Source organism: Cellulomonas sp. NEAU-ZC6, from assembly GCF_056844425.1.
The window spans coordinates 671182-696148 of sequence record NZ_JBXFYH010000001.1; the positions used below are offsets into that span (position 1 = coordinate 671182).

The 24967-nt window shown below is 75.1% G+C and carries 16 protein-coding genes; 9 read left to right on the plus strand and 7 right to left on the minus strand.

All coding sequences use genetic code 11. The annotated features are described in order from the left end of the window. Positions 1 to 145: 145 nt before the first annotated feature. From glgX to treZ, 3 genes are read left to right on the plus strand one after another with little or no spacing between them, the layout of a single operon-like run. Positions 146 to 2377 (plus strand): glycogen debranching protein GlgX, encoded by a 2232-nt coding sequence (gene glgX, locus AC1050_RS03195; protein WP_482385928.1) that lies wholly within the window; start codon positions 146 to 148, stop codon positions 2375 to 2377. After that, on the plus strand, positions 2374 to 4905 hold the full coding sequence (treY, locus tag AC1050_RS03200; protein WP_482385929.1) for a malto-oligosyltrehalose synthase: 2532 nt from the start codon (positions 2374 to 2376) through the stop codon (positions 4903 to 4905). The genes glgX and treY overlap by 4 nt, the downstream gene beginning before the upstream one ends. Continuing rightward, positions 4902 to 6716 carry a malto-oligosyltrehalose trehalohydrolase gene (treZ, locus tag AC1050_RS03205; protein WP_482385930.1) on the plus strand — a complete coding sequence of 605 codons (1815 nt, stop codon included), beginning with the start codon at positions 4902 to 4904 and terminating at the stop codon, positions 6714 to 6716. The genes treY and treZ overlap by 4 nt, the downstream gene beginning before the upstream one ends. A gap of 118 nt (positions 6717 to 6834) precedes the next feature. Here the strand turns inward: treZ and zapE are convergent, their stop codons facing one another. Further along, positions 6835 to 7884 (minus strand): cell division protein ZapE, encoded by a 1050-nt coding sequence (gene zapE, locus AC1050_RS03210; protein WP_482385931.1) that lies wholly within the window; start codon positions 7882 to 7884, stop codon positions 6835 to 6837. Positions 7885 to 8010: 126 nt separating this feature from the next. Here zapE and AC1050_RS03215 point away from each other — a divergent pair, with 126 nt between their 5' ends. Beyond that, positions 8011 to 8820 (plus strand): dihydrofolate reductase family protein, encoded by an 810-nt coding sequence (locus AC1050_RS03215; RefSeq protein ID WP_482385932.1) that lies wholly within the window; start codon positions 8011 to 8013, stop codon positions 8818 to 8820. Positions 8821 to 8829: 9 nt separating this feature from the next. After that, positions 8830 to 9315, plus strand: a complete 486-nt coding sequence (locus AC1050_RS03220; RefSeq protein ID WP_482385933.1) for a hypothetical protein — start codon at positions 8830 to 8832, stop codon at positions 9313 to 9315. Positions 9316 to 9463: 148 nt separating this feature from the next. Here the strand turns inward: AC1050_RS03220 and AC1050_RS03225 are convergent, their stop codons facing one another. Next, positions 9464 to 10726 (minus strand): carboxylate--amine ligase, encoded by a 1263-nt coding sequence (locus tag AC1050_RS03225; protein ID WP_482385934.1) that lies wholly within the window; start codon positions 10724 to 10726, stop codon positions 9464 to 9466. Further along, positions 10723 to 12162, minus strand: coding sequence for an NADP-dependent phosphogluconate dehydrogenase (gndA, locus tag AC1050_RS03230; protein ID WP_482385935.1), 1440 nt, complete (start codon positions 12160 to 12162; stop codon positions 10723 to 10725). The genes AC1050_RS03225 and gndA overlap by 4 nt, the downstream gene beginning before the upstream one ends. 112 nt (positions 12163 to 12274) lie before the next feature. Here gndA and AC1050_RS03235 point away from each other — a divergent pair, with 112 nt between their 5' ends. The 4 genes from AC1050_RS03235 (at position 12275) to AC1050_RS03250 (ending at position 17211) form a co-directional block, all read left to right on the plus strand. Then, positions 12275 to 12856, plus strand: coding sequence for a DUF3000 domain-containing protein (locus tag AC1050_RS03235; RefSeq protein WP_482385936.1), 582 nt, complete (start codon positions 12275 to 12277; stop codon positions 12854 to 12856). A gap of 114 nt (positions 12857 to 12970) precedes the next feature. Continuing rightward, positions 12971 to 13564, plus strand: a complete 594-nt coding sequence (locus AC1050_RS03240) for a helix-turn-helix transcriptional regulator (RefSeq protein WP_482385937.1) — start codon at positions 12971 to 12973, stop codon at positions 13562 to 13564. Between the two features lie 46 nt (positions 13565 to 13610). Continuing rightward, the gene (locus AC1050_RS03245; protein ID WP_482385938.1) at positions 13611 to 14930 is read left to right on the plus strand and encodes an HRDC domain-containing protein; all 1320 of its coding nucleotides are present in this window, start codon (positions 13611 to 13613) and stop codon (positions 14928 to 14930) included. Positions 14931 to 15057: 127 nt separating this feature from the next. Next, positions 15058 to 17211, plus strand: coding sequence for a 3-hydroxyacyl-CoA dehydrogenase NAD-binding domain-containing protein (locus tag AC1050_RS03250; RefSeq protein WP_482385939.1), 2154 nt, complete (start codon positions 15058 to 15060; stop codon positions 17209 to 17211). On the opposite strand, the gene pflA is transcribed toward AC1050_RS03250, so the two are convergent. The 4 genes from pflA to AC1050_RS03270 form a co-directional block, all read right to left on the minus strand. Continuing rightward, positions 17208 to 18092 carry a pyruvate formate-lyase-activating protein gene (pflA, locus tag AC1050_RS03255; protein WP_482385940.1) on the minus strand — a complete coding sequence of 295 codons (885 nt, stop codon included), beginning with the start codon at positions 18090 to 18092 and terminating at the stop codon, positions 17208 to 17210. The genes AC1050_RS03250 and pflA overlap by 4 nt on opposite strands. Before the next feature lie 101 nt (positions 18093 to 18193). Beyond that, positions 18194 to 20461: a formate C-acetyltransferase gene (pflB, locus tag AC1050_RS03260; RefSeq protein ID WP_482385941.1), complete on the minus strand. Its 2268-nt coding sequence runs from the start codon at positions 20459 to 20461 to the stop codon at positions 18194 to 18196. Positions 20462 to 20739: 278 nt separating this feature from the next. Continuing rightward, positions 20740 to 22620 carry a 1-deoxy-D-xylulose-5-phosphate synthase gene (gene dxs / locus AC1050_RS03265; RefSeq protein ID WP_482385942.1) on the minus strand — a complete coding sequence of 627 codons (1881 nt, stop codon included), beginning with the start codon at positions 22618 to 22620 and terminating at the stop codon, positions 20740 to 20742. 104 nt (positions 22621 to 22724) lie between these two features. After that, the gene (locus tag AC1050_RS03270; RefSeq protein WP_482385943.1) at positions 22725 to 24794 is read right to left on the minus strand and encodes a glycogen debranching N-terminal domain-containing protein; all 2070 of its coding nucleotides are present in this window, start codon (positions 24792 to 24794) and stop codon (positions 22725 to 22727) included. Positions 24795 to 24967 lie beyond the last annotated feature (173 nt).

Below are 24967 nucleotides of genomic sequence, written 5' to 3' on the forward strand. Positions count from 1 at the left end.
AGACCGGGTGCGACGCGGGTCACCGGCCGCAGCCGTCCGTTCGTCAGGCGGACCTGGGGGTACCCCTGGCACGCTGTGCGCAGGGACGTACCGCGTCCCTGCACCCCCCACCCGGTCACCGACCGTTCCCGGAGGACTGACGCGCATGAGGATCTGGCCCGGACGCCCCTACCCCCTGGGTGCCACCTACGACGGCAGCGGCACGAACTTCGCGCTGTTCTCGGGTGTCGCCGAGCGGGTGGAGCTCTGCCTGTTCGACGAGGCGGGCAACGAGACGCGGGTCGACCTGCCCGAGATGGACGCGTTCGTCTGGCACGGCTACCTGCCGGGCATGCAGCCCGGCCAGCGCTACGGCTTCCGCGTCCACGGGCCGTACGACCCCGAGCAGGGGCACCGCTGCGACCCGTCCAAGCTGCTGCTGGACCCGTACGCCAAGGCCATCGACGGGCAGATCGACAACGACCCGTCGCTGTACTCGTACACCTTCGGCGCCGAGGACGAGCGCAACACCGAGGACTCGGCCGGCCACACCATGACCTCCGTCGTGGTGAACCCGTACTTCGACTGGGGCCACGACCGCCCGCCGCAGCGCGAGTACCACGACTCGGTCATCTACGAGGCGCACGTCCGCGGCCTCACCCGGCTGCACCCCGCCGTCCCGGAGGAGCAGCGCGGCACCTACGCGGCCCTCGCGCACCCTGCGGTCATCGAGCACCTCACCAGCCTGGGCGTCACCGCCGTCGAGCTGATGCCCGTGCACCAGTTCGTCAACGACCCGTCGCTGCAGGACCGCGGGCTGTCCAACTACTGGGGCTACAACACGATCGGCTTCTTCGCGCCGCACAACGCCTACGCCGCCTACGGCACCACCGGCCAGCAGGTGCAGGAGTTCAAGGGCATGGTCAAGGCCCTGCACGCCGCCGACATCGAGGTCATCCTCGACGTGGTCTACAACCACACCGCCGAGGGCAACCACCTGGGCCCGACGCTGAGCTTCCGCGGCATCGACAACGCCTCGTACTACCGGCTGGTCGACGACGACAAGGCGCACTACTTCGACACCACCGGCACGGGCAACTCGCTGCTCATGCGCTCGCCGCACGTGCTGCAGCTGATCATGGACTCGCTGCGGTACTGGGTGCAGGACATGCACGTCGACGGCTTCCGGTTCGACCTCGCGGCCACCCTGGCCCGCCAGTTCCACGAGGTCGACCGGCTGTCGGCGTTCTTCGACCTGGTGCAGCAGGACCCGATCATCAGCCAGGTCAAGCTCATCGCCGAGCCCTGGGACCTGGGCGACGGCGGCTACCAGGTCGGCGGGTTCCCGCCCCTGTGGTCGGAGTGGAACGGCCAGTACCGCGACACCGTGCGCGACTTCTGGCGCGGCGAGCCCTCCACGCTCGCCGAGTTCGCGTCCCGCCTGTCGGGCTCCTCCGACCTGTACGAGCACAGCGGGCGCCGGCCGATCGCGAGCGTCAACTTCGTGACCGCGCACGACGGCTTCACGCTGGCCGACCTCGTGTCGTACAACGAGAAGCACAACGAGGCGAACGGCGAGGGCAACCGGGACGGCGAGAGCCACAACCGGTCCTGGAACTCCGGCGTCGAGGGCCCGACGGACGACCCGGAGATCCGCGACCTGCGAGGCCGCCAGCAGCGGAACTTCCTCACCACCCTGCTGCTCTCGCAGGGCGTGCCGATGATCGCGCACGGCGACGAGCTCGGCCGCACCCAGCAGGGCAACAACAACGTGTACTGCCAGGACGACGAGCTGTCCTGGGTGGACTGGGAGCTGGACGACGAGCGCACCGGGCTGCTCGACTTCGCCCGCCGCGTCGTGCACCTGCGGCGGGACCACCCCGTGTTCCGCCGGCGCCGGTTCTTCGCCGGGGCACCCGAGCGCGGCGGCGAGTCGGACCTGCGGGACATCGCCTGGCTGACCCCCGACGGCGCGCACATGTCCGACGCCCAGTGGCAGGAGGAGTTCGCGCGCGCGGTCATGGTGTTCCTCAACGGCGACGCGATCGCGGAGCCGGACCTGCGCGGCGAGGAGATCGTCGACGACTCGTTCCTCGTGCTGTTCAACGCCCAGCCCGAGCCGACGACGTTCACGCTGCCGGACGCCGAGTACGGCGAGACCTGGACCGTCGCGCTGGACACCGACCACCAGTTCGACGTCGGCGACCAGCTGAAGCACGGCGCGCAGGTCCCCCTGGAGCACCGGTCCACCGTCGTCCTCATGCGCCCGCCGGCACAGCCGATCGACCCGGTCACGCAGGCGCCCGCGGACCCGGAGCGGCAGGCTGCGCCGAACCCGGAGCGCGAGGGCTCGACCCTGGGCTCCTCCCCCGTCCCCGAGCCCCGGTCCGGCCGGTGAGCGTGGACCGCGGCCAGGAGGCACGGACCCCGACCCGGCGGCTGCCCGCGCCCGGCCGCCCCGTGCCGACCTCGACCTACCGGGTGCAGCTCGGTGCGGACCTGACGCTCGACGACGTCGCGGAGCGGGTGCCCTACCTGGCGTCGCTCGGGGTCACGCACGTGTACCTGTCGCCGATCCTCACCGCCGCGCCGGGCTCCACGCACGGCTACGACGTCGTGGACCACGACGAGGTCTCCCCCGTGCTCGGCGGCGAGCCGGCGCTGCGCCGGCTGGCCGATGCGGCGCACGCCGCCGGCCTCGGCCTGGTGCTCGACATCGTGCCGAACCACATGGCCGTGCCGACGCCCGCCTGGCACAACAAGGCGCTGTGGTCGGTGCTGGCCGAGGGCCCGGAGTCGCCGTACGCGTCCTGGTTCGACGTCGACTGGTCCGCCGGTGCGGGCGACGTGCTCATGCCCGTGCTGGGGGACCGCATCGGCTCCGTGCTCGCGTCCGGCGAGCTGCACCTGGAGCACGAGGTCGTCCCCGGGCAGGGCGACGAGCCGCAGCCCGTGCTGCGGTACTACGACCACGCGTTCCCGGTCCGGCCGGGCACCGAGGCGCTGCCGCTGGCCGAGCTGCTGGAGCGCCAGCACTACCGGCTCGCGTACTGGCGGGTGGCGGACGAGGAGCTGAACTACCGGCGGTTCTTCGACGTCGGCACGCTCGCGGCCATCAGGGTCGAGGACCCGGAGGTGTTCGACGCCACGCACGCCCTGGTGCTGCGCCTGCTGCACGAGGGCGTGCTGGACGGCCTGCGGATCGACCACCCGGACGGCCTCGCCGACCCCGGCGGCTACCTGGAGCGGCTGCGGGAGCAGTCCGACGGGGCCTGGGTCGTGGTGGAGAAGATCCTGCAGGGCGACGAGGAGCTGCCCGCCGACTGGGACACCGCCGGCACCACGGGCTACGAGGCGCTGTGGCGGATCCAGCAGACGTTCGTCGACCCCGGCGGCAGCGCCCGGCTCGGCGCGCTCATGCACCGGCTGACCGGCGAGTCGTCCGACGCGCTGCCCGAGCTGGTCGACACCGCCAAGCGCGAGATCGTCGACCGGGCGCTGTACGCCGAGGTGTACCGCCTCACGCAGCTCGCCGCCGAGGTGTGCCGCGACGACCTCCGGCTGCGCGACCACACCTGGCGGTCGCTGCACGACTGCCTCGTCGAGCTGCTGGTGGCGATGGACCGGTACCGGGCCTACGTGGTGCCGGGCGAGACGCCGCACCCGGCGGACATCGAGGTGCTCGAGCACGCCGCCCGGATCGCGCGGGAGCGGCTGACGCCCGAGCGCGCCGAGACGATGGACGTGCTGGTGGACCTGCTGCTCGGGCGCGAGGTCGGCAGCGCCGGCCGCACCCGCGACGCCCGGCGCGACGAGCTGGTCGTCCGGTTCCAGCAGACCTGCGGCGCCGTGATGGCCAAGGGCGTCGAGGACACCGCGTTCTACCGGTGGACGCACCTGGTGAGCCTGACGGAGGTCGGCGGCGAGCCCGAGCGGTTCGCCCTGTCCCCCACCGAGCTGCTGGCGTGGGCGGTCCGCGCGCAGCAGCAGACGCCGCTGGGCATGACCACGCTCTCGACGCACGACACCAAGCGCAGCGAGGACGTCCGGGCCCGGCTCGGCGTGCTGTCCGAGCTGCCGGTCGAGTGGGCGGACCTCGTGGAGCGGCTGCGCGCGGCGTCCGCGCCGTACCGCAGCAGCCTGCTGGACGGCCGCGCCGAGAACCTGGTGTGGCAGACCCTCGCGGGCACCTGGACCGCGGACGGGCCGATCGCGGCCGAGCGGCTCACCGAGTACCTGACCAAGGCGGTGCGCGAGGCCAAGGCCCGCACGTCGTGGACCGCGCCGGACGAGGCGTACGAGCGGGCCGTGCTCGACTTCGCCACGCAGGCACTGGCCTCCGAGCGCGTCGGCGAGCTGTTCGCCGACTGGGAGCACCGGACCCGGCACGCCGTGCGCGCCGCGACGCTCGGGCAGAAGCTCGTGCAGCTGACGCTGCCGGGCATCGCCGACGTGTACCAGGGCACCGAGGTGCCCGCGGTCGCGCTGGTGGACCCGGACAACCGGCGCCCGGTCGACACCGCGGCGCTCGCCGCCCGGCTCGACCGCCTGGACGAGGGCGCCGGCCCGCGCGACCTCGCCGACGAGAAGCTGCTGGTCACCTCGCGGGCGCTGCGGCTGCGCCGGGACCTGCCCGAGGCCTTCGTCGGCACCGGTGCGGGCGTCGTGGCGCTGCCGCACTCGTCCGGGCACGTGCTCACCTACGCCCGCAGCAGCGACGGCGAGCCGCGCGTGGTCGTGGTGGCCACCCGGCTCGCGGCGATGGTCGACCGGCTCGGCGGCTGGGGCGACCACACCGTGGCGCTGCCCGAGGGCGAGTGGCACGACGTGCTCGCCGACCGCCGGGTCGACGGCGGCGTGCAGCCCCTCGCCGGTCTGCTGGACCGGCTGCCCGTGGCCCTGCTCGTGAAGAGGACGGACGCATGATCACCCCCGGCTCGGTCTGGGCGCCGCGCGCCCAGGCGGTGACCCTGCACCTGCCCGCCGCGGACGACGCCGGCTCGGCCGCGGTCGCGCTGCGGCCCGCCGGCGACGGCTGGTGGGCGCCGGACCAGGACCTGCCGCACGGCACGGACTACGCGTTCGCGCTGGACGGCGGGGACCCGCGGCCCGACCCCCGCAGCCCGTGGCAGCCCGCGGGCGTGCACGGGGCCAGCCGGGTGTTCGACGCCTCGCGGTTCGGCTGGACCGACGCGGGCTGGGCGGGCCGGGACGTGCGCGGCGCGGTCGTCTACGAGCTGCACGTCGGCACGTTCACGCCGGCCGGCACCCTCGACGCCGCGACCGGGCGGCTGGACCACCTGGCCGCGCTCGGCGTGGAGGTGGTCGAGCTGCTGCCGCTCGCGCCGTTCAACGGCGAGCACGGCTGGGGGTACGACGGCGTCAGCCTGTACGGGGTGCACGAGCCCTACGGCGGCCCGGGCGCCCTGCAGCGGTTCGTCGACGCGGCGCACGCCGCCGGGCTGGCCGTCTGCCTCGACGTGGTGCACAACCACCTCGGGCCGTCCGGCAACTACCTGGGCGAGTTCGGCCCGTACTTCACCGACGCCCACCACACCCCGTGGGGCGCGGCCATCAACCTGGACGGCCCCGGGTCGGACGAGGTGCGCCGGTGGATCGTCGACAGCGCGCTGCGCTGGCTGCGCGACTTCCACGTGGACGCGCTGCGCCTGGACGCCGTGCACGCCCTGGTCGACGACTCGCCGCGGCACGTGCTGGCGCAGCTGTCCGACGAGGTGGCGGCGCTGTCCGCCGAGGTCGGCCGGCCGCTGTCGCTCATCGCCGAGGTCGACCTGAACGACCCGGTCTCCGTCACGCCGACCGCCGACGGCGGCTGGGGCATGACCGCGCAGTGGGCCGACGACGTGCACCACGCCCTGCACGCCCTGCTGACCGGCGAGCGGCACGGGTACTACGTCGACTTCGGCGCCCCGTCGACGCTCCGCAAGGCGATGCGCGACGTCTTCGTGCACGACGGCGGGTACTCCACCTTCCGCGACGAGGACTGGGGCGCCCCGGTCCCGCCGGAGGTCGACGGGCACCGGTTCGTCGTGTTCGGCCAGGACCACGACCAGGTGGGCAACCGCGCGCTCGGCGACCGCCCGTCCGCGGCGCTGGACGACGGCGCGCTGGCCGCCGAGGCCGCGCTCGTGCTGCTGTCGCCGTTCACGCCGATGCTGTTCATGGGCGAGGAGTGGGCCGCCCGCACCCCGTGGATGTACGTCACGGACCACCCGGAGCCCGAGCTGGCGCAGGCGGTCCGCGAGGGCCGGGCGCGTGAGTTCGGCGGGCACGGCTGGGCGGCGATGTACGGGGCGGACGAGGACACCTTCGTCGTGCCGGACCCGCAGGACCCGGCGACGTTCGAGGCCAGCCGGCTGGACTGGGCCGAGGCCGAGCAGCCCGGGCCCGCGCGGATGCTCGACTGGTACCGGACGCTGACCGCGCTGCGCCGCGAGGTGCCGGCGCTCGCGTCGGGCGACCGCACGGCGACCGACCTGACGTGGGCGCCCGACGCGCCGGCCGAGGGCCCGTGGGCGGACTGGCTCGTGCTGCACCGCGGCCCGGCGCGGGTCGCGGTCAACCTGGCCGACGCCGAGCGCACGGTGCCCCTGGGCACGGACGCCGCGGGCCTGACGGTGCGCGCGGCGTGGACGACCGCCGAGTTCCGCCCGGCCGACCCCGGCGCCGAGGCGCACCTCGTCCTCCCGCCCCGCTCGGTCGCGATCCTCGCCTGACCGCACGGGCGGCGAGCCCGGTCTCCGTCCCGCCGAGATAGGCCCCCGCGCCGAGGTAGGGCGTACGCGGGCCCTATCTCGGCGCGGTCGCCCTATCTCGGCGGCGGGCCGGGGCGGGTCAGCGGGCGGTGGCCTCGGCGCGGCCGCGCTCGGCGAGCGCGCCGAGGCGGCTCAGGGCGCGGAAGTACTTCTTGCGGTAGCCGCCGGACAGCATCTGCTCCGTGAACAGCCCCGACTCCCCCGCGCCGCCCAGCAGCACCGGCACGTCGCGGTCGTACAGCCGGTCCACCAGCACGACCAGCCGCAGCGCGACGTCCTGGTCCGGCACCGGGCCGACGCCGGTCAGGCCGACCAGGTCGACGCCGTCCAGCAGCGCGCCGTACCGGGACGGGTGCACGGTGGCCAGGTGCTGCAGCAGCCCGCCGAAGTCGTCGAGCGTGGCACCGTCGACCCCGGACACCGCCGCCCGCACGGCGTCGTCGTCCAGCCCGGGGGCGTCGGTGACCGCCTCGCGGCGGCGGTAGTCCTGGCCGTCGATGCGCAGCACCTCGAACCGGCCGGACAGGTCCTGGATCTCGCGCAGGAAGTCGTCGGCGGCGAACCGGCCCTCGCCCAGGGACTCGGGCAGCGTGTTGGACGTGGCCGCGAGCGCCACGCCGCGCTCGGTGAGCTCGCGCAGCAGGCGCGACATCAGGACGGTGTCGCCGGGGTCGTCCAGCTCGAATTCGTCGATGCAGACCAGCCGGCGCGTCGCGAGGGCGTCGACCGTCGGCCGGAACCCGAGGGCGCCGACCAGGTTGGTGTACTCGACGAAGGTGCCGTACGCCGACGCCTCGGGTCCGAGCGCCGTCGCCAGCGACGCGAGCAGGTGGGTCTTGCCGACGCCGAAGCCGCCGTCCAGGTACACGGCCGGCACGGGGGCCGGCTTGCGGCGGAACCAGCGCAGCCCGCCGCCCGAGCCCGGCCGCGCCAGCTCCGCGGCGACCTCGCGCAGGCGGGCGACCGCGGCGGCCTGGCTCGGGTACTGCGGGTCGGGGCGGTAGGTGTCGAACGACTCGTCCGCGAAGTGCCGCGGCGGGACGCGCTCGGCGAGCAGCCGGTCGGGGGCCACCTCGGGGCGTCGGGTGGTGAGGCTGGCCGTCGTCGGCGTGGCGGGGCTCGGGGTCACGGCCGAACAGCCTAGGCCGGGCGGCGCGCGAGGGCGAGGCGTGTCCGCCGGTGGGCCTCCCGCCCCGGGTGGCGTGCCCGTGGCCCGCACGACCCGGGGCGTGGTCGGGCGACTAGCCTGACCGGCATGCCCCGCGAGCTCCCGCCCCTGGACGTGCTGCTGCCCCTCGACCGCGCAGGGGTCACCCTGGCCACCGAGCCCGGCGAGCCCGTCCTGCACGACCTGTACGCCCACCCGGCGCCGCCTGCCGGCCGCACCAGCGTGGTGCGCGCGAACATGATCGCCACGCTGGACGGTGCCGCCCAGGGTCCGGACGGCCGGTCGCGCAGCATCAACGGGCCCGCGGACTGGCGGGTGTTCCGGGTCATGCGGGCCGTCGCCGACGTGGTGCTGGTGGGCGCGGGCACGGCGCGGGCCGAGGGGTACACGCCGCTGACCGTCCCCGCCGACCTGCGCGCCGCCCGCGCCGCCCGGGGCCAGGCGCCCGACCTGGAGCTCGCGCTGGTCACGGTGTCGGGCGAGCTGCCGCCCGGCCTGCAGGGCACCGACCACCCGCCGTACGTGGTGACGTCCAGCGCCTCGCCGCGGCTGGCGGAGCTGCGCGCCGAGCTCGGCGAGGACCGCGTGGTCGTGGCCGGCGGCGCGACCGTCGACCTGCCCGCCGCGCTGGCCGCCCTGGCGGAGCGCGGGCTGACCCGCGTACTGGCCGAGGGCGGGCCGCGGCTGCTCACGGACCTCGTGCAGGCCGACCTGGTCGACGAGCTCTGCCTGACCACCAGCCCGCTGGTCGTCGGCGGTCCCGCGCTGCGCGCCGTCCAGGGCGCGGGGTGGATCGGACCGGTGCCCGCGCGCGCCGCCCACCTGCTGCACCACGACGGCATGCTGCTCGGCCGGTGGCAGCTGCCCCACCGCGTGAGCAGCGCCGACGCCCGCTAGGGTCGGTCCGTGACCGACACGATCCTGGTCCTCACGGAGGACACCCTGGCCGCGGCCGACGTCGCCCACATCGTCGCCCTGCACGCCGACGAGACGCTGCGCTACCGCGTGCTCGTCCCCGCCGACACCGAGCGCAACGTGCTCGTGTCGCTGGTCGACCAGCTCAGCCTGGGTGAGCTGCGCGAGGCGCTCGACACGGTGCTGGGCCGCGAGCCCGGGCCGTCCGAGGCCACGGCCGACGCGGCCGAGCAGCTCGCCGAGAGCCTGGCCGCGTTCGCGGACGCCGGCGTCGACGCGAGCGGCACCGTGGTGGACGACGACCCGCTGCCCGCCCTGCGCGCCGCGGTGGCCTCGGAGGGCGCCCGCGAGGTCGTCGTCGTCACGTACCCGCACGCGCTGGAGGACACGTTCCACCGCGACTGGGCGTCCCGCGCCCGTGACGACCTCCAGGTCCCGGTCCTGCACCTCTACTCGGGCACCTCCGAGCTGGGCTGAGCGCTCCCCGCCGCACGAGAACGGCCGCCCCTCCCGCAGCGGGAGGAGCGGCCGTTCGCGCGTCCGACGTCCGTTGAAAGCGCATCAACCTGACCGGTATGACCCGGTTCGGGGTCGCGGTTGTCCGCTTCCAACGGACGAGTCGCGCTCAGAAACCCGTGGTCGTGGGGTTGGGGTAGTAGCGGCGGAACTTGCGGACCTGGTTGACCGAGGCCGCCAGCGCGTACCAGCGACGGCGCGGGCCCGAGTCCCGCCGGTACCGCAGGGGGTGCGCGACGCGCCGGCTGCGGATGAGGCCCCGCACCCTCGCCGCCAGCGCCGGGTCGAGCACGTACCGCAGCAGCAGGCGGTGCGGGAGGATCGAGTACAGGACCTCGGTGTCGACCACGACGGGCTCGACTGCGCGGTCCAGCACCCGGTCCTCGACGAGGAACCGGGTGACGTTGGCCCCCGCCGCGGTGACGTAGTAGTTGTTCCGGCCGATGCGCGGGTTCACCTCGAAGAACCGGTACGACCCGTCGCGCGGGTCCACCTTGACGTCGAAGTTCGCGAACCCGACGTAGCCGACGCCCCGCAGGAACGTCCGCGCCTGCTCCAGCATCGGCTCCTCGCGCGTCACCACCATCGCGGCCGGGTTGCCCAGGCCGGACGGCGTGTGCTCCTCCAGCAGCACGTGCGCCGAGCACAGCAGCGTGATCTCGCCGCGGCTGTCGACGTACGCGGTGATGGACCGCATCTGGGTGTCGTCCCCCGGGATCAGCTCCTGCACCACGAACCGGCCGCGGTAGCCGGCGGCCCGCAGCGAGCCCCACAGGGCGTCGAGCTCGTCGGCGGAGCCGATCTCGAAGACCTTCTGCTTCCCCGGGAACGAGACCTCCTGGTAGTCGGCGCTGCTGGCCGCCTTCGCGATCAGCGGGTAGCCGACGTCCACCGGCACCGGCGACCACGCCGGGTCGTCGGCGAGCGCGAAGTCCTGGACGATCGTCCGCGGCACCGCGATCCCGAGCTCGGTCGCGATCTCCGAGAACGTGGCCTTGTCCGACAGCCGGTCCATCAGCTCCTCGTCGAGGAACGGGACCACGTAGTGCGGCTCCAGCTCGGCGCGGTGCTGCACGACGACCCGGACCAGCCAGTCCGAGTTGGCCATGAGGACGAGCCGCCTGCCCGCCTGCTCGCGGGCCACCCGCAGCAGCCCGTCGACCAGCTGGCGCGGGTCGTGCCCGTCGGCCACCAGCACGTGGTCGATGATCGCCGAGTGCGCCACGGGTCCGAGGGCCGCACCGCTGACCACGACCGACCGGACGCCGTACTGCTCGTGGAACGCCCGCGCGAGGGCGTACACGCCGATGTCCGCGCCGAGGATCACGGGCTGCAGGCCCGAGACCTCCTGCGCCGCCTGCGCGGCGCTCACGCGGGGAGCTCGGCGCGGTCGCCGGACCAGTCCGTGTGGAACGTGCCCTCGCGGTCGGTGCGGCGGTAGGTGTGCGCGCCGAAGAAGTCGCGCTGCGCCTGGATCAGGGCGGCGGGCAGCCGCTCGGCGCGGACGCCGTCGTAGTACGCCAGCGAGGACGAGAACGCCGGGGTGGGCACGCCGGCCAGCGCGGCCTGGGCCACGACCCGGCGCCACGCCTGGACGCCGTTGCCGACGGCGCCGGTGAAGTACTCGTCGGCCAGCAGCAGCGGCAGGTCGGCGTCGCGCTCGTAGGCCTCGGTGATCCGGTTGAGGAACCGCGCGCGGATGATGCAGCCGCCGCGCCAGATGCGGGCCATCGCGCCGCGGTCGATGTCCCAGCCGTTCTCCGCGGACGCGGCCGCGATCTGGTCGAAGCCCTGCGAGTACGCCACGACCTTGGACGCGTACAGCGCCAGCCGGACGTCCTCGATGAACGCGTCCCGGTCGGTGACGTCGAACGCCTGCGCGTGCGCGGGCAGCGTGCCGAGCGCGGCGGTGCGCTGCGGGACCGACCCGGACAGCGCGCGGGCGAACGTGGCCTCCGCGATGCCCGTGATCGGCACGCCCAGGTCGAGCGCGTTCTGCACCGTCCAGCGGCCGGTGCCCTTCTGCTCCGCCTGGTCCAGCACGATGTCGACGAACGCCGAGCCGGTCTCCGCGTCCACCTGGGACAGCACGTCCGCGGTGATCTCGATCAGGAACGACTCGAGGTCGCCCTCGTTCCAGGTGCGGAAGATGTCCGCGATCTCCGCCGCGCTCGCGCCCAGGCCCTGCTTGAGCAGGTCGTACGCCTCCGCGATCAGCTGCATGTCGGCGTACTCGATGCCGTTGTGCACCATCTTGACGAAGTGCCCGGCGCCGTCGGGGCCCACGTAGGTGCAGCACGGCACGCCGTCGACCTTGGCCGAGATGTCCTCGAGGATCGGGCCGAGCACCGCGTAGGACTCCCGCGAGCCGCCGGGCATGATCGACGGGCCGTTGAGCGCGCCCTCCTCGCCGCCGGACACGCCCGTGCCGACGAAGTGCAGGCCCTTCGCCCGGAGCGCGGCCTCGCGGCGGCGGGTGTCGGGGAAGTGCGCGTTGCCCGCGTCGATGACGATGTCGCCCTCGTCCAGCAGCGGGACCAGCTCGTCGATCACGGCGTCCGTCGGGGCGCCGGCCTTGACCATGACGATGATCGTGCGGGGCTGCACCAGCGACGCCACGAACTCCTCGGTGGAGGCGGACGGCACGAAGGTGCCCTCGTCGCCGTGGTCGGCGATCAGGGACTCGGTGCGCGAGTTCGAGCGGTTGTGCACCGCGACGGTGTACCCGTGCCGGGCCAGGTTGCGGGCCAGGTTCCGGCCCATGACGGCGAGGCCGGTCACGCCGATCTGTGCGGTGGGTGCGGACATGCGCGGGTGCTCCTTCGAAGGCGGTGCCAGGGCGTGTTCACCCTAGTCCGAGCGGTCGGCGCCCGGCGTGCCGCGCCCACGTCCCGGGCACCGCACCCCTACGCTCGGCCTCGTGACCACCGGCCCCCGTGACGCGCCACCGGAGTTCCTGCGCGCCCTGCGGTCGCTGCGCGGGGTCACCCTGCGGCCCGAGGTCTCCCTCGAGGAGGCCCCCGGCCCCACCCGGATCGCCCCGTACACCGCGGCGCTGGTCGCCGAGGTGCGCAGCAGCCGCCGGGACCCGGACGCCGACGAGCTCGCGTCCGGCCGGTTCGTGGTCCTGCACGACCCCGCCGGCCAGGAGGCCTGGGACGGGTCGTTCCGCCTCGTGACGCTGGTGCGCGCCACGCTGGAGCCCGAGGTCGGCCAGGACCCGCTGCTCGCCGAGGTCGCGTGGAGCTGGTTCTCCGACGCGCTCGCGACCGCGGACGTCGACGTGGCGGCCGCGGGCGGCACGGTGACCCGGGTGCTGTCCCAGTCCTTCGGGGCGCTGGACGAGCGCCCGGAGCTCTGCGAGCTGGAGCTGCGCGCCTCCTGGACGGCGCGTGACGAGGACCTGGCACCGCACCTGCGGGCCTGGGGCGTGCTGCTGTGCACCGTCGCAGGTCTGCCGCCGCTGCCCGACGGGGTCGTCGCGCTCGGACCCCGGTACTAGCACCCGTGACTCCTGGATCACGGCGGGGTCACGATGTCACCCGATGTGCTCAAGACAACAGGGTGACGGGCCGATAGAGGGGTCAAGATCGTGGACCGTCAAGGGGGCACCGCAGTGAGCATCGAGCCGATCAGGCGAGGCACCGGCCTCGCGCCACGCACCGCGGCCGGGGCCCCGGCCGGCGCCCGTGCCACCGCCCTCGCCCCCCAGGCCCGCCGCCCCCTCGCCGCGGGCAGCGCCGGCACCGCCACCGACCCGCGGCGCCGCCCCCTCGGTCAGATGTGCGTCGTCGTGACCGAGCTCGCCGAGGGCGACGGCCAGACCCTGGTCCGCAACCTGCGCCGCCGCGGCTCGGGCCGCGTCATCCTGCTCGCCCGCCGGGCCGGCCGCCGCGACCTGGTCGGCCTGCTCACCGGTGGCCTGCGCGGCGCCGTCGCGACCGAGCCGAACGCCACCGTCGGCCCGCCCGGGTCCGCCCCCGGTGCCGTGCCCTCGCCGTTCACCCGCGCCCGCCCGGACCTCACGTCCCGCGAGCTCAGCGTCCTGCGCCTGGTGGCCGACGGCTGCAGCAACCGCGCCATCGGCGAGGAGCTGGGGCTGTCCGCGCTCACGGTGAAGAGCCACCTGGCGCGGATCTCCCGCAAGCTCGGCACGGGCGACCGCGCCGCGCTGGTGGCCATCTCCATCCGCACGGGCCTGCTGGCCTGAGCGCGCCGGACCGGCGCGGTCCCGCCGACGGCCTACGGTTGTCCCCATGCAGTCCGTCCCGCACCCGGCCGGCACCCCGGCCGACGACGACCCCGCCCTGGCCGGCGCCGACCTCACCGCCCCGGCCGACGGGGTCGAGCCCCCGTCCGACGCCCCCGCGGTCGTCCCGCTGACCGAGCCCGCCGAGGGCGTCCCCGCCGTCGTCGACACCCCCGAGGCGTTCGCCCGGGTCGTCGAGGCGTTCGGCGCCGGCACCGGCCCCGTGGCCGTGGACGCCGAGCGCGCCTCCGGCTACCGCTACGGCCAGCACAACTACCTGGTGCAGGTCCGTCGCGAGGGCGCGGGCACCGCCCTGATCGACCCCGCCGCGCTGCCCGACCTCTCGGCGCTGTCGGACGCGCTCGTCGGCGTGGAGTGGGTGCTGCACGCCGCCTCGCAGGACCTGCCCGCCCTCGCCGAGCAGGGCATGCGACCCAGCCGGGTGTTCGACACCGAGCTCGGCGCCCGGCTGCTCGGCCTGGAGCGGGTCGGCCTGGCGGCGGTCGTCGCCGAGCTGCTCGGCCTGGGCCTGGCCAAGGAGCACTCCGCCGTCGACTGGTCCACGCGGCCGCTGCCCGAGCAGTGGCTGCGGTACGCCGCGCTGGACGTCGAGGTGCTGGTCGAGCTGCGCGAGGTCCTCGCCGAGCGCCTGGCGCTGGCCGGCAAGGCCCAGTGGGCAGCCGAGGAGTTCGAGGCCGTGCGCCTCGCGCCGCCGCCCGCCCCGCGGGTCGAGGCCTGGCGCCGGGTGTCCGGCGTGCACGCCATCCGCGACCCCCGCCGGCTCGCCGTCGTGCGCTCGCTGTGGGAGACCCGCGACGAGAACGCGCGCCAGCGCGACATCTCGCCGGGCCGGGTGCTGCCCGACGCCGCGATCGTCGCCGCCGCGCAGGCGCTCCCCCGGTCCGTGCCGGCGCTGGTCGCGCTGCCGCCGTTCTCCGGCAAGGGCACGCGCCGCCGCGCCGCGCTCTGGCAGCGCGCGATCGACGACGCGCTCCAGCTGCCCGAGGACCAGCTGCCCAGCAGCCGCGGCCCGCGCTCCGACGGCCCGCCGCCCCCGCGCGCCTGGGCCGACCGCGACCCGGCCGCCAACGAGCGGCTGCTCGCGGCCCGCGCCGTGGTCGCCGAGCTCTCCGAGACGCACCACGTGCCCGCCGAGAACCTGCTGCAGCCGGACCTGCTGCGCCGGGTCTGCTGGCAGCCCCCGGTCCCGGCCGACGAGCCGCACCTGGCCGAGCGGCTCGCCGCCGGCGGCGCGCGCCCGTGGCAGATCGCCCTGATCGCGCCGCGGCTGGCGGAGGCGTTCGCCGCCCAGGGCGCACCGGCCTGATCCGGGGCGGGTACGCCGCGCGAACGGCTGACCTGCGGCGCGCCGCCCCCGCGTCTCCGCGACACGGTGGGCGCCGCGCCGTTAGGGTCGCGGTGTTCTGTCGGACACCGCAGTCCCAGGAGAGCGCATGCGCCACGTCGGCACCACCGACCCGTCCCCGTCGTCCGCCCTGCCCGCCGAGGCGGACGACCACGTGCTGCGCGTCACCGCGCGCGACGTCGACCTGCCGGACGGCGCGGGGGTGCTCGCGCTCCTGACGCTCACCGCGACCGACCCGGCGCGGCCGACGACGCTCGGCCCCCGGGGCCTGACGGTGCTGCGCGAGGCGCTGCTGGCCGTCCGCGCGCGGGCGGAGGCGGGCGAGGTCGCCGCGGTCGCGGTGACCGGCCGCCCCGGCTGCTTCGTCGCGGGGGCCGACCTCACCGTCGCCCGCGGCCTGCGCTCCCTGGCGGAGACCACCGCCCTGGCCGAGGCCGGCCACGCCGCGCTCCGGCTGCTGGGCGAGCTGCCGGTGCCGACGTTCGCGTGGGTCACCGGGCACGCGCTCGGCGGCGGGCTCGAGCTCGCGCTGCACTGCGACCACCGGGTCGCGGCCGCGGGCATCCGCTCGATCGGGCTGCCCGAGGCCTCGCTCGGGATCGTGCCCGGGTGGGGCGGCTGCTGGCTGCTCCCCCGCCTCGTCGGCCTGCCCGCCGCCGTCGACCTCGCCGCGCTGCGCCCCCTGGCCGGCAACCGGCTGACCACCGCCGAGCAGGCCCTGGACCTCGGCCTCGTGGACGCGGTGCTGCCCGTCGACGGGTTCGAGCAGGCGGCGCTGGCGTGGACCGCGGGCCTGCTGCGCGCGGGGTCACCGACCCGGCGCGACGCCCCGGTGCCCGCGTCGGGCGAGGACGACCCGGGCCCCGTCGCCCGTGCCGCCGCGACGCTGGACGCCCGGCTGCACGGCGCGGCGCCCGCGTACGCGCACGTGCTCGACCTGCTGGCCCGTGCGGGGTCGCGCGACCGCGAGGCCGGGTTCCGCGCCGAGGACGTGGCGCTGGCCGAGCTGCTGATGTCCGACGAGGCCCGCGCCGCGCTGTACGCCGCCGAGCTGACCGGCCGCGGCGCGCGCCGGGCCGCCCGGTCGGGCGCGGACGCGACGGAGCCGCGGCCGGTGCGCCGGGTCGGCATCGTCGGGGCGGGGCTGATGGCCGCGCAGCTGGCGGTGCTGCTCGGCTCGCGGCTCGGGGTCCCGGTCGCCCTGCGCGAGGTCGACGAGGACCGTGCCGCCGCGGGCCGGGACCGGGTGCGGACCCTGGTCGAGCAGGCGGTCTCCCGCGGGAGGCTGGCCGAGGACGCCGGACGCCGGCTGCTGGACCACGTGCAGGTCGGCACCGACCTGGCCGCCCTCGCCGACGCCGACCTGGTCGTCGAGGCCGTCACCGAGGTGCTGGACGTCAAGCGCGCGGTGTTCGCCGAGCTCGAGCAGCTGGTCCGGCCGGACTGCGTGCTGGCCACCAACACCTCCGCGCTGTCGGTGACGGCGATGGCCGAGGGCCTCGCGCACCCAGAGCGGGTGGTGGGGCTGCACTTCTTCAACCCCGTGGCCCAGATGCCGCTGGTCGAGGTGGTCGCGACGCCGACGTCCGACGCCGCCGCGCTCGCGACCGCGGTGGACGTGGCCCGCCGCGCCGGCAAGACGGTGGTGCGCACCACCGACCGGCCCGGGTTCGTGGTCAACCGGGTGCTGCTGCGGATGCTGGCCGACGTGCTCGGTGCCGTGGAGGACGGCACGCCGGTCACCGTCGCGGACACCGCGCTCCGGCCGCTCGGCCTGCCGATGAGCCCCTTCGCGCTGCTGCAGCTGGTCGGGCTCCCCGTGGCCCGGCACGTGCTGGTCACGCTGCACGACGAGCTCGGCGACCGGTACCCGCGGTCCGCCGGGCTGGACCGGCTCGTCGAGGACGGGCGGACCGTCGCGCAGCCGGGGCCGTCGGGCCTCGCGGAGGTCGACCCGGCGATCCAGGACGTGTTCGGGGCGCCCACCGCGGGCGGCTCGCGGGCGGAGCAGGAGGCCGCGGTGCGGGAGCGCGTCGCGCGCGGGCTCGCCGAGGAGATCGGGCTGCTGCTGGACGAGGGCGTCGTCCCGTCGGCGGAGCAGGTCGACCTGGCGATGCTGCTCGGCGCGGGCTGGCCGGCACACCTGGGCGGCATCTGCCCGTACCTGGACCGCGAGGGCTGGTCGGAGCGCGTGCTCGGCCGCCGGCTGCTCGCCCCGGGCGTCGCGGACGCGGCAGCCTAGAATACCGTCAGCCCGCGGTCGCGGAACTGCTGCCGCACCCGGGCGACGAGCTCGGGGCTCGGGGGCTGCGTGTCGGCCAGCGCGTACGGCATGCCGAGCGCCTGCCACTTGTCCTGCCCCATCTGGTGGAACGGCAGCACCTCGACGCGGCTGACGGTCGGCAGCGTGGCGACGTAGTCGGCGACCGCGTCGACGTTCTCGGGCGCGTCCGTCAGGCCGGGGACGAGCACGAACCGGATCCAGATCTCGGTGCCGCTCGCGGCGACCCGCCGGCCGAAGTCCAGCGTCGGCTGCAGGTCGCGGCCGGTGGTCTCCTGGTACGTCTCCGGGATGCCGGACTTCACGTCCAGCAGCACCAGGTCGACGTCGTCGAGCATCGCGTCGGTGCAGTGCGCGCCCAGGTAGCCCGAGGTGTCGATCGCCGTGTGCACGCCGAGCTCCTGGGCGCCCCGCAGGAGCCGCGCCACGAACGCCGGCTGCATGAGCGGCTCGCCGCCGGAGACGGTCAGCCCGCCGCCGGTCGCGGCGAACACGCCGCGGTACCGCTCGACCCGGCGCAGCAGCTCGGTGACCAGCACCGGCTCGCCGCGGCGCATCTCCATCGTGTCGGGGTTGTGGCAGTACAGGCAGCGCAGCGGGCAGCCCGACAGGAAGGTGGTCAGCCGGGTGCCGGGGCCGTCGACGGCGGTGACGAGCTCCCAGGAGTGCAGGGACCCGAGCTCGCCGGCCCGCATCTGCGCGAACCGCTCGCTGCGCTCGGCGTCGCTGACCTCGAGGCCCGCGGTGCCGGCCGTCGACCGGTGGTGCGAGCCGCCGGTCACCGGGATGCCCAGCTCGATCACCGGGGCGCCGGCACCCTCCTGCTCGACGGTGCTGGTCATCGGGGCCTCCTCCGGGGTGCTGCCGGGTGCTGCGGGCTGGTGCTGCGTGGTGCGGGGCGGGTGCCCGCCGGGGCTGCTCCCCCGGCGGGCACCCACGGGGATCAGACCCCGCCGTGGAACGTCCGGGACAGCACGTCGAGCTGCTGCTCGCGCGTGAGCCGGACGAAGTTCACGGCGTAGCCGGACACCCGGATGGTCAGCTGCGGGTACTTCTCGGGGTGCTCCATGGCGTCCTCGAGGGTGTCCCGGTTCAGCACGTTGACGTTGAGGTGGTAGCCGGACGACACGTTGTACGCGTCCATCAGGCCGACCAGGTTCCCGATCTGCTCCTCCTTGGTGCGACCGAGGCCCGAGGGCACGACCGTCGAGGTGAGCGAGATGCCGTCCATCGCCTCCGAGTACGGCAGCTTCGCCACCGACATCGCCGAGGCGAGCATGCCGTGCGAGTCCCGCCCGTTCATCGGGTTGGCACCCGGGGCGAACGGCTCGCCGGCCCGGCGGCCGTCGGGGGTGTTCCCCGTGGCCTTGCCGTAGACGACGTTCGAGGTGATGGTCAGCACCGACTGCGTGTGCAGCGCGTCGCGGTACGTCTTGTGCCGGCGGATCTTCGCCATGAAGGACTTCACGATCCCCACCGCGATGTCGTCCGCGCGGTCGTCGTCGTTGCCGTAGGCCGGGAAGTCGCCCTCGATCACGTAGTCCGTCACGAGCCCGTCCTCGTCGCGCACCGGGTGCACCGTGGCGTACTTGATCGCGGACAGGGAGTCGGCGACGACGGACAGGCCGGCGATGCCGCACGCCATGGTCCGCAGGATGGTGCGGTCGTGCAGCGCCATCTCGAGCCGCTCGTACGCGTACTTGTCGTGCATGTAGTGCACGCAGTTGAGGGCGTCGACGTAGGTCTCGGCCAGCCAGTCGAGCAGCGTGTCGTACTTCGCCGCGACGTCCTCGTAGTCGAGCACGTCGCCCTCGACGGGCGCGCTGACCGGGGCGACCTGCTTGCCGGTGATCTCGTCGCGGCCGCCGTTGATCGCGTACAGCAGGGCCTTGGCGATGTTCACGCGGGCACCGAAGAACTGCATCTGCTTGCCGACCCGCATCGGGGACACGCAGCACGCGATGGCCGCGTCGTCGCCCCAGGAGGTGCGGATCAGGTCGTCGGACTCGTACTGGATCGCCGAGGTGTCGATCGACACCTGCGCGCAGAACCGCTTGAAGCCCTCGGGCAGCCGGTTGCTCCACAGCACGGTCAGGTTCGGCTCCGGGGCCGGGCCGACGTTGTACAGGGTCTGCAGGAACCGGAACGACGTCTTGGACACCAGCGGGCGGCCGTCCTCGCCGATGCCGCCGATCGACTCGGTGACCCACGTCGGGTCGCCCGAGAACAGGTTGTCGTACTCCGTGGTGCGCAGGAACCGCACGATGCGCAGCTTGATCACGAAGTCGTCGATGAGCTCCTGCGCGAACCGCTCGTCGATCGCACCCGAGGCGAGGTCGCGCTGGATGAACACGTCGAGGAACGTCGAGGTGCGGCCCAGCGACATCGCCGCGCCGTTCTGCTCCTTGACCGCGCCGAGGAACGCGAAGTACAGCCACTGGACCGCCTCGTGGGCGGTGGTCGCCGGCCGGGAGATGTCGACGCCGTACGAGGCGGCCATCCGCTTGAGCTCCTGCAGGGCGCGGATCTGCTCCGCGTTCTCCTCGCGGTCCCGGATGACGTCCTCGACCGACGGCTCCATGTCGAGCTCGTGGCGCTCCAGGCGCTTGGCCTCGATCAGGGCGTCGACGCCGTACAGCGCGACGCGGCGGTAGTCGCCGATGATCCGCCCGCGGCCGTAGGCGTCCGGCAGGCCGGTGATGATGTGGGACGAGCGCGCGGCGCGCACGTTCGGGGGGTACACGTCGAAGACGCCGTCGTTGTGCGTCTTGCGGTAGGTCGTGAAGGTCTTCGCGACCTCGGGGTCGACGTCGTAGCCGTAGGTCTCGAGCGACTTCTCGACCATGCGCCAGCCGCCGTTGGGGAACATGGCGCGCTTGAGGGGGGCGTCGGTCTGCAGGCCGACGATCAGCTCGTTGGCCTGGTCGATGTAGCCGGCGCCGTGCGAGACGATCGTCGACGGGGTGTGGTTGTCGATGTCGTAGACGCCCTTGGCGCGCTCCTCCGGGAACATCGCGCTGAGCTTCGCCCAGATGCCCGTGGTCCGCTCCGTGGGTCCCGCGAGGAACCCGGCGTCGCCGGTGTACGGCGTGTAGTTGCGCTGGATGAAGTCGCGGACGTCGATGCCGTCGCACCAGGGCCCGGTGACGAAGCCGTCCCAGGCACCCGCGGTGGCGTCGGTGCCGGTCTGAGGTACTGCGGTGGTGGACATGTGTGGGGCTCCCTCGCTGAGTGCGTCGTACTCGTGACGCTATTCACGAGGTCATGGGATGTCTTGGGACCTCCGTCCTGGGCCTTCGCTGACCAGCCCCGACGCGACGGTGACGCCGCTCACGTCGCCCGCCGGCAGCCCGATCTCCGGGCGGTCCGCGAGGTCGTCACACGTCGGTGAGGTCGTCACACGTGCGTGACGACCTCGCCGCTGGCTGACGACCTCGCGGCGGGGTACGGACGGGCCCGGACCGGGCGGGAGCGCAGCCCGCGGCCGGGTCAGGCGCGGGGGTTCAGGGCCGCGAGGACGTCGGCGGCGATGTCCTGGGGCGTGAGCCGCAGGGTGCTGAGGAGCTCGTCGCGGGTGGCGTGCTCGAGGAAGCCGCGCGGCACGCCGAACGCCTGCACCGGGGTGCCGATGCCGGCGTCCCGGGCGCGCAGGGCGACGGCCGAGCCGAGGCCGCCCTCGCGGACGCCGTCCTCGATCGTGACGACGTGGTCGTGCTCCCCCGCCAGCTTGACCAGGGCGGCGGGCACGGGCAGCACCCAGCGCGGGTCGACGACGGTGACCCGCAGGCCGTGCGCCGCGAGCAGCTCGCCCAGCGCGAGGCCGGTGCGGGCCATCGAGCCGAACCCGCAGACCAGCAGCGCGGGCCGGTCGTCCGCGCCGTGCCGGGCCAGGACGTCCACGCCGTCGACGTCGTCCACGGCGGGCAGCGGCTCGGTCAGCGCGCCCTTGGGGTAGCGGACCACCGTCGGGGCGTCGTCGACGTCGACCGCGGAGCGCAGCGCGGACCGGAGCGTGTCCTCGTCGCGGGGCGCCGCGAGCCGCAGGCCCGGCACGAGCCCCAGCATCGCGAGGTCCCACATGCCGTTGTGGCTCGCGCCGTCGTCGCCGGTGAGCCCGGCGCGGTCCAGCACGAAGGTCACCCCGGCGCGGTGCAGGCCGACGTCCATCAGCACCTGGTCGAACGCCCGGTTGAGGAACGTCGCGTAGACCGCGACCACGGGGTGCAGGCCGGCGAACGCCATGCCCGCCGCGGTGGTGACGGCGTGCTGCTCGGCGATGCCGACGTCGAAGGTCCGGTCCGGGAACTCCTGGGCGAACGGCGCGAGCCCGACGGGGTTGAGCATGGCCGCGGTCAGGGCCACGACGTCCGGGCGGCGACGGCCGATGCGGACGATCTCGTCGGCGAACACCCCGGTCCAGCCGAACCGCGACGGCGCGACGGGCAGGCCGGTCTCGGGGTGGATCTGCCCGACGGCGTGGAACCGGTCGGCGACGTCCTGCTCGGCCGGGCTGTACCCGCGGCCCTTCTCGGTGATGACGTGCACGATCACCGGGCCGCCGAACGCCCGGGCCCGCTGCAGCGCGAACTCGACGGCGGCGGCGTCGTGGCCGTCGACGGGGCCGACGTACTTCAGGCCGAGGTCCTCGAACATGCCCTGCGGCGCGACGACGTCCTTGATGCCCTTCTTGATCCCGTGCAGCGCGTCGTACGCGGCCCGTCCGGGCGGGCCCGAGCGCTTGAGCGCCTGCTTGCCCCAGGACAGCACGGTCTCGTAGCCCCGGGTGGTGCGCAGGGCGTCGAGGTGCAGCGCGAGCCCGCCGATGGTCGGCGCGTACGACCGGCCGTTGTCGTTCACCACGACGACCAGGCGCCGGTCCGCGCCGTCGGCGATGTTGTTCAGCGCCTCCCAGGCCATGCCGCCGGTGAGGGCGCCGTCGCCGACCACGGCCACGACGTGCCGGTCGGAGCGGCCCGCCAGGGCGTTGGCCCGCGCGATGCCGTCGGCCCAGGACAGGGCGGTGGACGCGTGCGAGTTCTCCACGACGTCGTGCTCGGACTCCGCGCGGCTCGGGTAGCCGGACAGCCCGCCGCGGCGGCGCAGCCGGGCGAAGTCCTGCCGCCCGGTCAGCAGCTTGTGCACGTACGCCTGGTGCCCGGTGTCGAAGACGAGGCTGTCGCGCGGCGAGTCGAACACCCGGTGCAGCGCCAGGGTGAGCTCGACGACGCCGAGGTTCGGGCCGAGGTGCCCACCCGTCCGCGACACGCGGTCGACCAGGTAGGCGCGGATCTCCCCCGCCAGCGCGCGCACCTGCCGGGGCGAGAGCGCCCGGACGTCCCGGGGAGAGCCGATGGTCTCCAGCAGCCCCATGTCCTCACCGCCCGTCGCCCTCGTGCGCGCGGCTCGCGTACGAAGCCCCCACCCTACGGGGCGGCCTCGCCGCGGGCCTGCGCGCACGAGGGAGGCCCGCGGGATCACCCCGGGAGGTGCACCGCCACGTCGGCGGCCGCGCTCACCGAGGCGCTGCCGTCGGCGGCCACCCGCACCTCGAGCGGCAGCCCGGCGAGCCGCAGCCCCCGCACGCGGACCGCACCCAGCGGCGCGGGCGCGGGGGGCGCGACGTCCAGCCGGCCGCCCGGGACGTCGGGACGCAGCCCGAGCGCGGCGCCGAGCACGGACACCGCCGCCGCCGCGGACCACGCCTGCGGGCGGCACGCCGCCGGGTACGGCACCACGCGCGGCACGGAGCCGCGCGGGTCGCCGCCGTACAGCTCGGGCAGCCGGTCGTCGAGGTCCTGCGCCGCCGCGAGCAGGCCCTCGGCCAGCGCCGCGGCCTCGCGGGCGTGCCCGGCGCGCGCCAGGCCCTGCACCACGATGGCGGTGTCGTGCGGCCAGACCGCGCCGCCGTGGTAGCGCAGCGGCCAGTAGCCGGCGGACTCCGTCGACATGGTCCGCAGCCCGTAGCCGGAGTCCATGTCGGGCCCGACCAGGCGCGCGGCGACGACGGCCTCCTCCTCGGCCGACAGGATGCCGGTGCCGAGAAGGTGGCCCATGTTCGACGTCACGGTGTCGACCACGCGCTTGTCGGCGTCCAGGGCGATGCCGGGGTAGGCGCCGCGCTCGTCCGACGTCCAGAACGCGGCCCGGAACCGCTCGGCCAGCGCCGCGGCCCACGCCCGCCACCCGTCGCCGCCCGGGCGGCCGAACGCGTCGAGCAGCGCGGCGCCCGCGACGGCGGCCTCGTGGGCGTAGCCCTGCACCTCGGCGAGGGCGATCGGTCCGGTGGCGAGCCCCCCGGTCCGCCACTGCACGGAGTCGCCGGAGTCCTTCCAGCCCTGGTTGGCCAGCCCGGTGCCGGACTCGTCCGCGTACTCGAGGAACCCGTCGCCGTCGGAGTCGCCGTGGTCGGACATCCAGGCGAGCGCGCGCTCCATCGCGGGCAGCAGCGCCTCGACCTCGGCGGCGGGCATCCCCCAGCGCCAGGCGTCGTGCAGCAGGCAGACCCACAGCGGCGTCGCGTCGACGGTGCCGTAGTAGACCGGGGGCAGCACGGTGCCCTCGCCCGGCATCGACAGCTCGGCACGCCGGACCTCGTGCAGGATCTTGCCGGGCTGCTCGGCGGTCGCCGGGTCCGTCGTGCTGCCCTGCAGCGCGGCGAGGGTGCGCAGCGTGCCGGCGGCGAGCCCGGTGCCGAGCGGCAGCAGCATCCGCGCGGCCCAGATCGAGTCCCGGCCGAACAGCGTGAAGAACCACGGCGCCCCGGCGGCCAGGAACACCTCGTCCGGCGCGAACCGCGCGGACAGCCGCAGGGTGCCGAGGTCGGCCAGCGCCTGGTCCAGCAGGGCGGGCAGCCGGCGGTCGGCCGCCTCGACCTCCGGTGCGGACCACTCGGGCTCGGCGCGCCGCGGCGCGGTGACCACCCCGCCCGCGTCGGTGACGGTCAGGGTCCAGCCGCGCGTCTGCGGCGACCCGGTCGCGGCGGACACGTCCCACGCGAGGCGGACCGTGCCGTCGGCGTCGACCGCGACGTCGGCCCCGGGTGCCTCCAGGTGGGCGGAGACGTCGGCGTCGGCGTCCCAGCGTGCGCCGCCGGCCACCGCGACGGGGACGGGCGCGGCCTCGACCGCGGCCCCGGACTTGATCCGGTCCATCGGGGTGCCGTCGGGCCGCAGGGCGACCTCGAGCCGCGCGGTGACCGGCTCCGCCGTGGCGCAGGACAGCGTGAGCGTCTCGGCGACGGACCCGGGCGCCACGGTGCGCAGCCGTTCCAGGCGGGCGGTCGGGTCGGCACCGGGGCCGTCGACCGACCGCGCGAGCAGCACCGCACGCGCCCGGCCCGGTCCGTCGGCGCCCGAGGCGACCGCCTCCGGCAGCACGCCGCCGACCGTGAGCACCGCGCCGGCGAGCACCCGGACGTCGCCGTGGTAGACGCCCTGGGCGCCGCGGCCGCCGGTCAGCGCGATCTGGCCGTCCCGGTCGGACCACGCCTGGGTGGGGGCGTGCACCGCGACCAGCAGGTCGTGCAGCAGGGGCTGGAGCTCCATGGGGTACCTCGTCGTCTGTCCGTGGTGCGGGCGGGCGGTCGTGCAGCAGTCGTCGGGACCGGGTCGGTGGACCCGGCCGAACCTGTACCGGCCTGTGCCGGCCTGTCCCCGGCTTGACAGCCGGGGAGCCGCTGGCAACTCTAGGGCTCAGGGTTTGAGCGTTCCAATCAGGA

What these genes read in the sequence shown, in the direction of transcription:
- dxs (WP_482385942.1), bottom strand. Translation starts at nt 22,620, where the DNA reads ATGGGGCTGCTGGAGACCATCGGCTCTCCCCGGGACGTCCGGGCGCTC.
- pflB (WP_482385941.1), bottom strand. Translation starts at nt 20,461, where the DNA reads ATGTCCACCACCGCAGTACCTCAGACCGGCACCGACGCCACCGCGGGT.
- AC1050_RS03250 (WP_482385939.1), top strand. Translation starts at nt 15,058, where the DNA reads ATGCGCCACGTCGGCACCACCGACCCGTCCCCGTCGTCCGCCCTGCCC.
- glgX (WP_482385928.1), top strand. Translation starts at nt 146, where the DNA reads ATGAGGATCTGGCCCGGACGCCCCTACCCCCTGGGTGCCACCTACGAC.
- AC1050_RS03270 (WP_482385943.1), bottom strand. Translation starts at nt 24,794, where the DNA reads ATGGAGCTCCAGCCCCTGCTGCACGACCTGCTGGTCGCGGTGCACGCC.
- pflA (WP_482385940.1), bottom strand. Translation starts at nt 18,092, where the DNA reads ATGACCAGCACCGTCGAGCAGGAGGGTGCCGGCGCCCCGGTGATCGAG.
- AC1050_RS03215 (WP_482385932.1), top strand. Translation starts at nt 8,011, where the DNA reads ATGCCCCGCGAGCTCCCGCCCCTGGACGTGCTGCTGCCCCTCGACCGC.
- gndA (WP_482385935.1), bottom strand. Translation starts at nt 12,162, where the DNA reads ATGTCCGCACCCACCGCACAGATCGGCGTGACCGGCCTCGCCGTCATG.
- AC1050_RS03245 (WP_482385938.1), top strand. Translation starts at nt 13,611, where the DNA reads ATGCAGTCCGTCCCGCACCCGGCCGGCACCCCGGCCGACGACGACCCC.
- treZ (WP_482385930.1), top strand. Translation starts at nt 4,902, where the DNA reads ATGATCACCCCCGGCTCGGTCTGGGCGCCGCGCGCCCAGGCGGTGACC.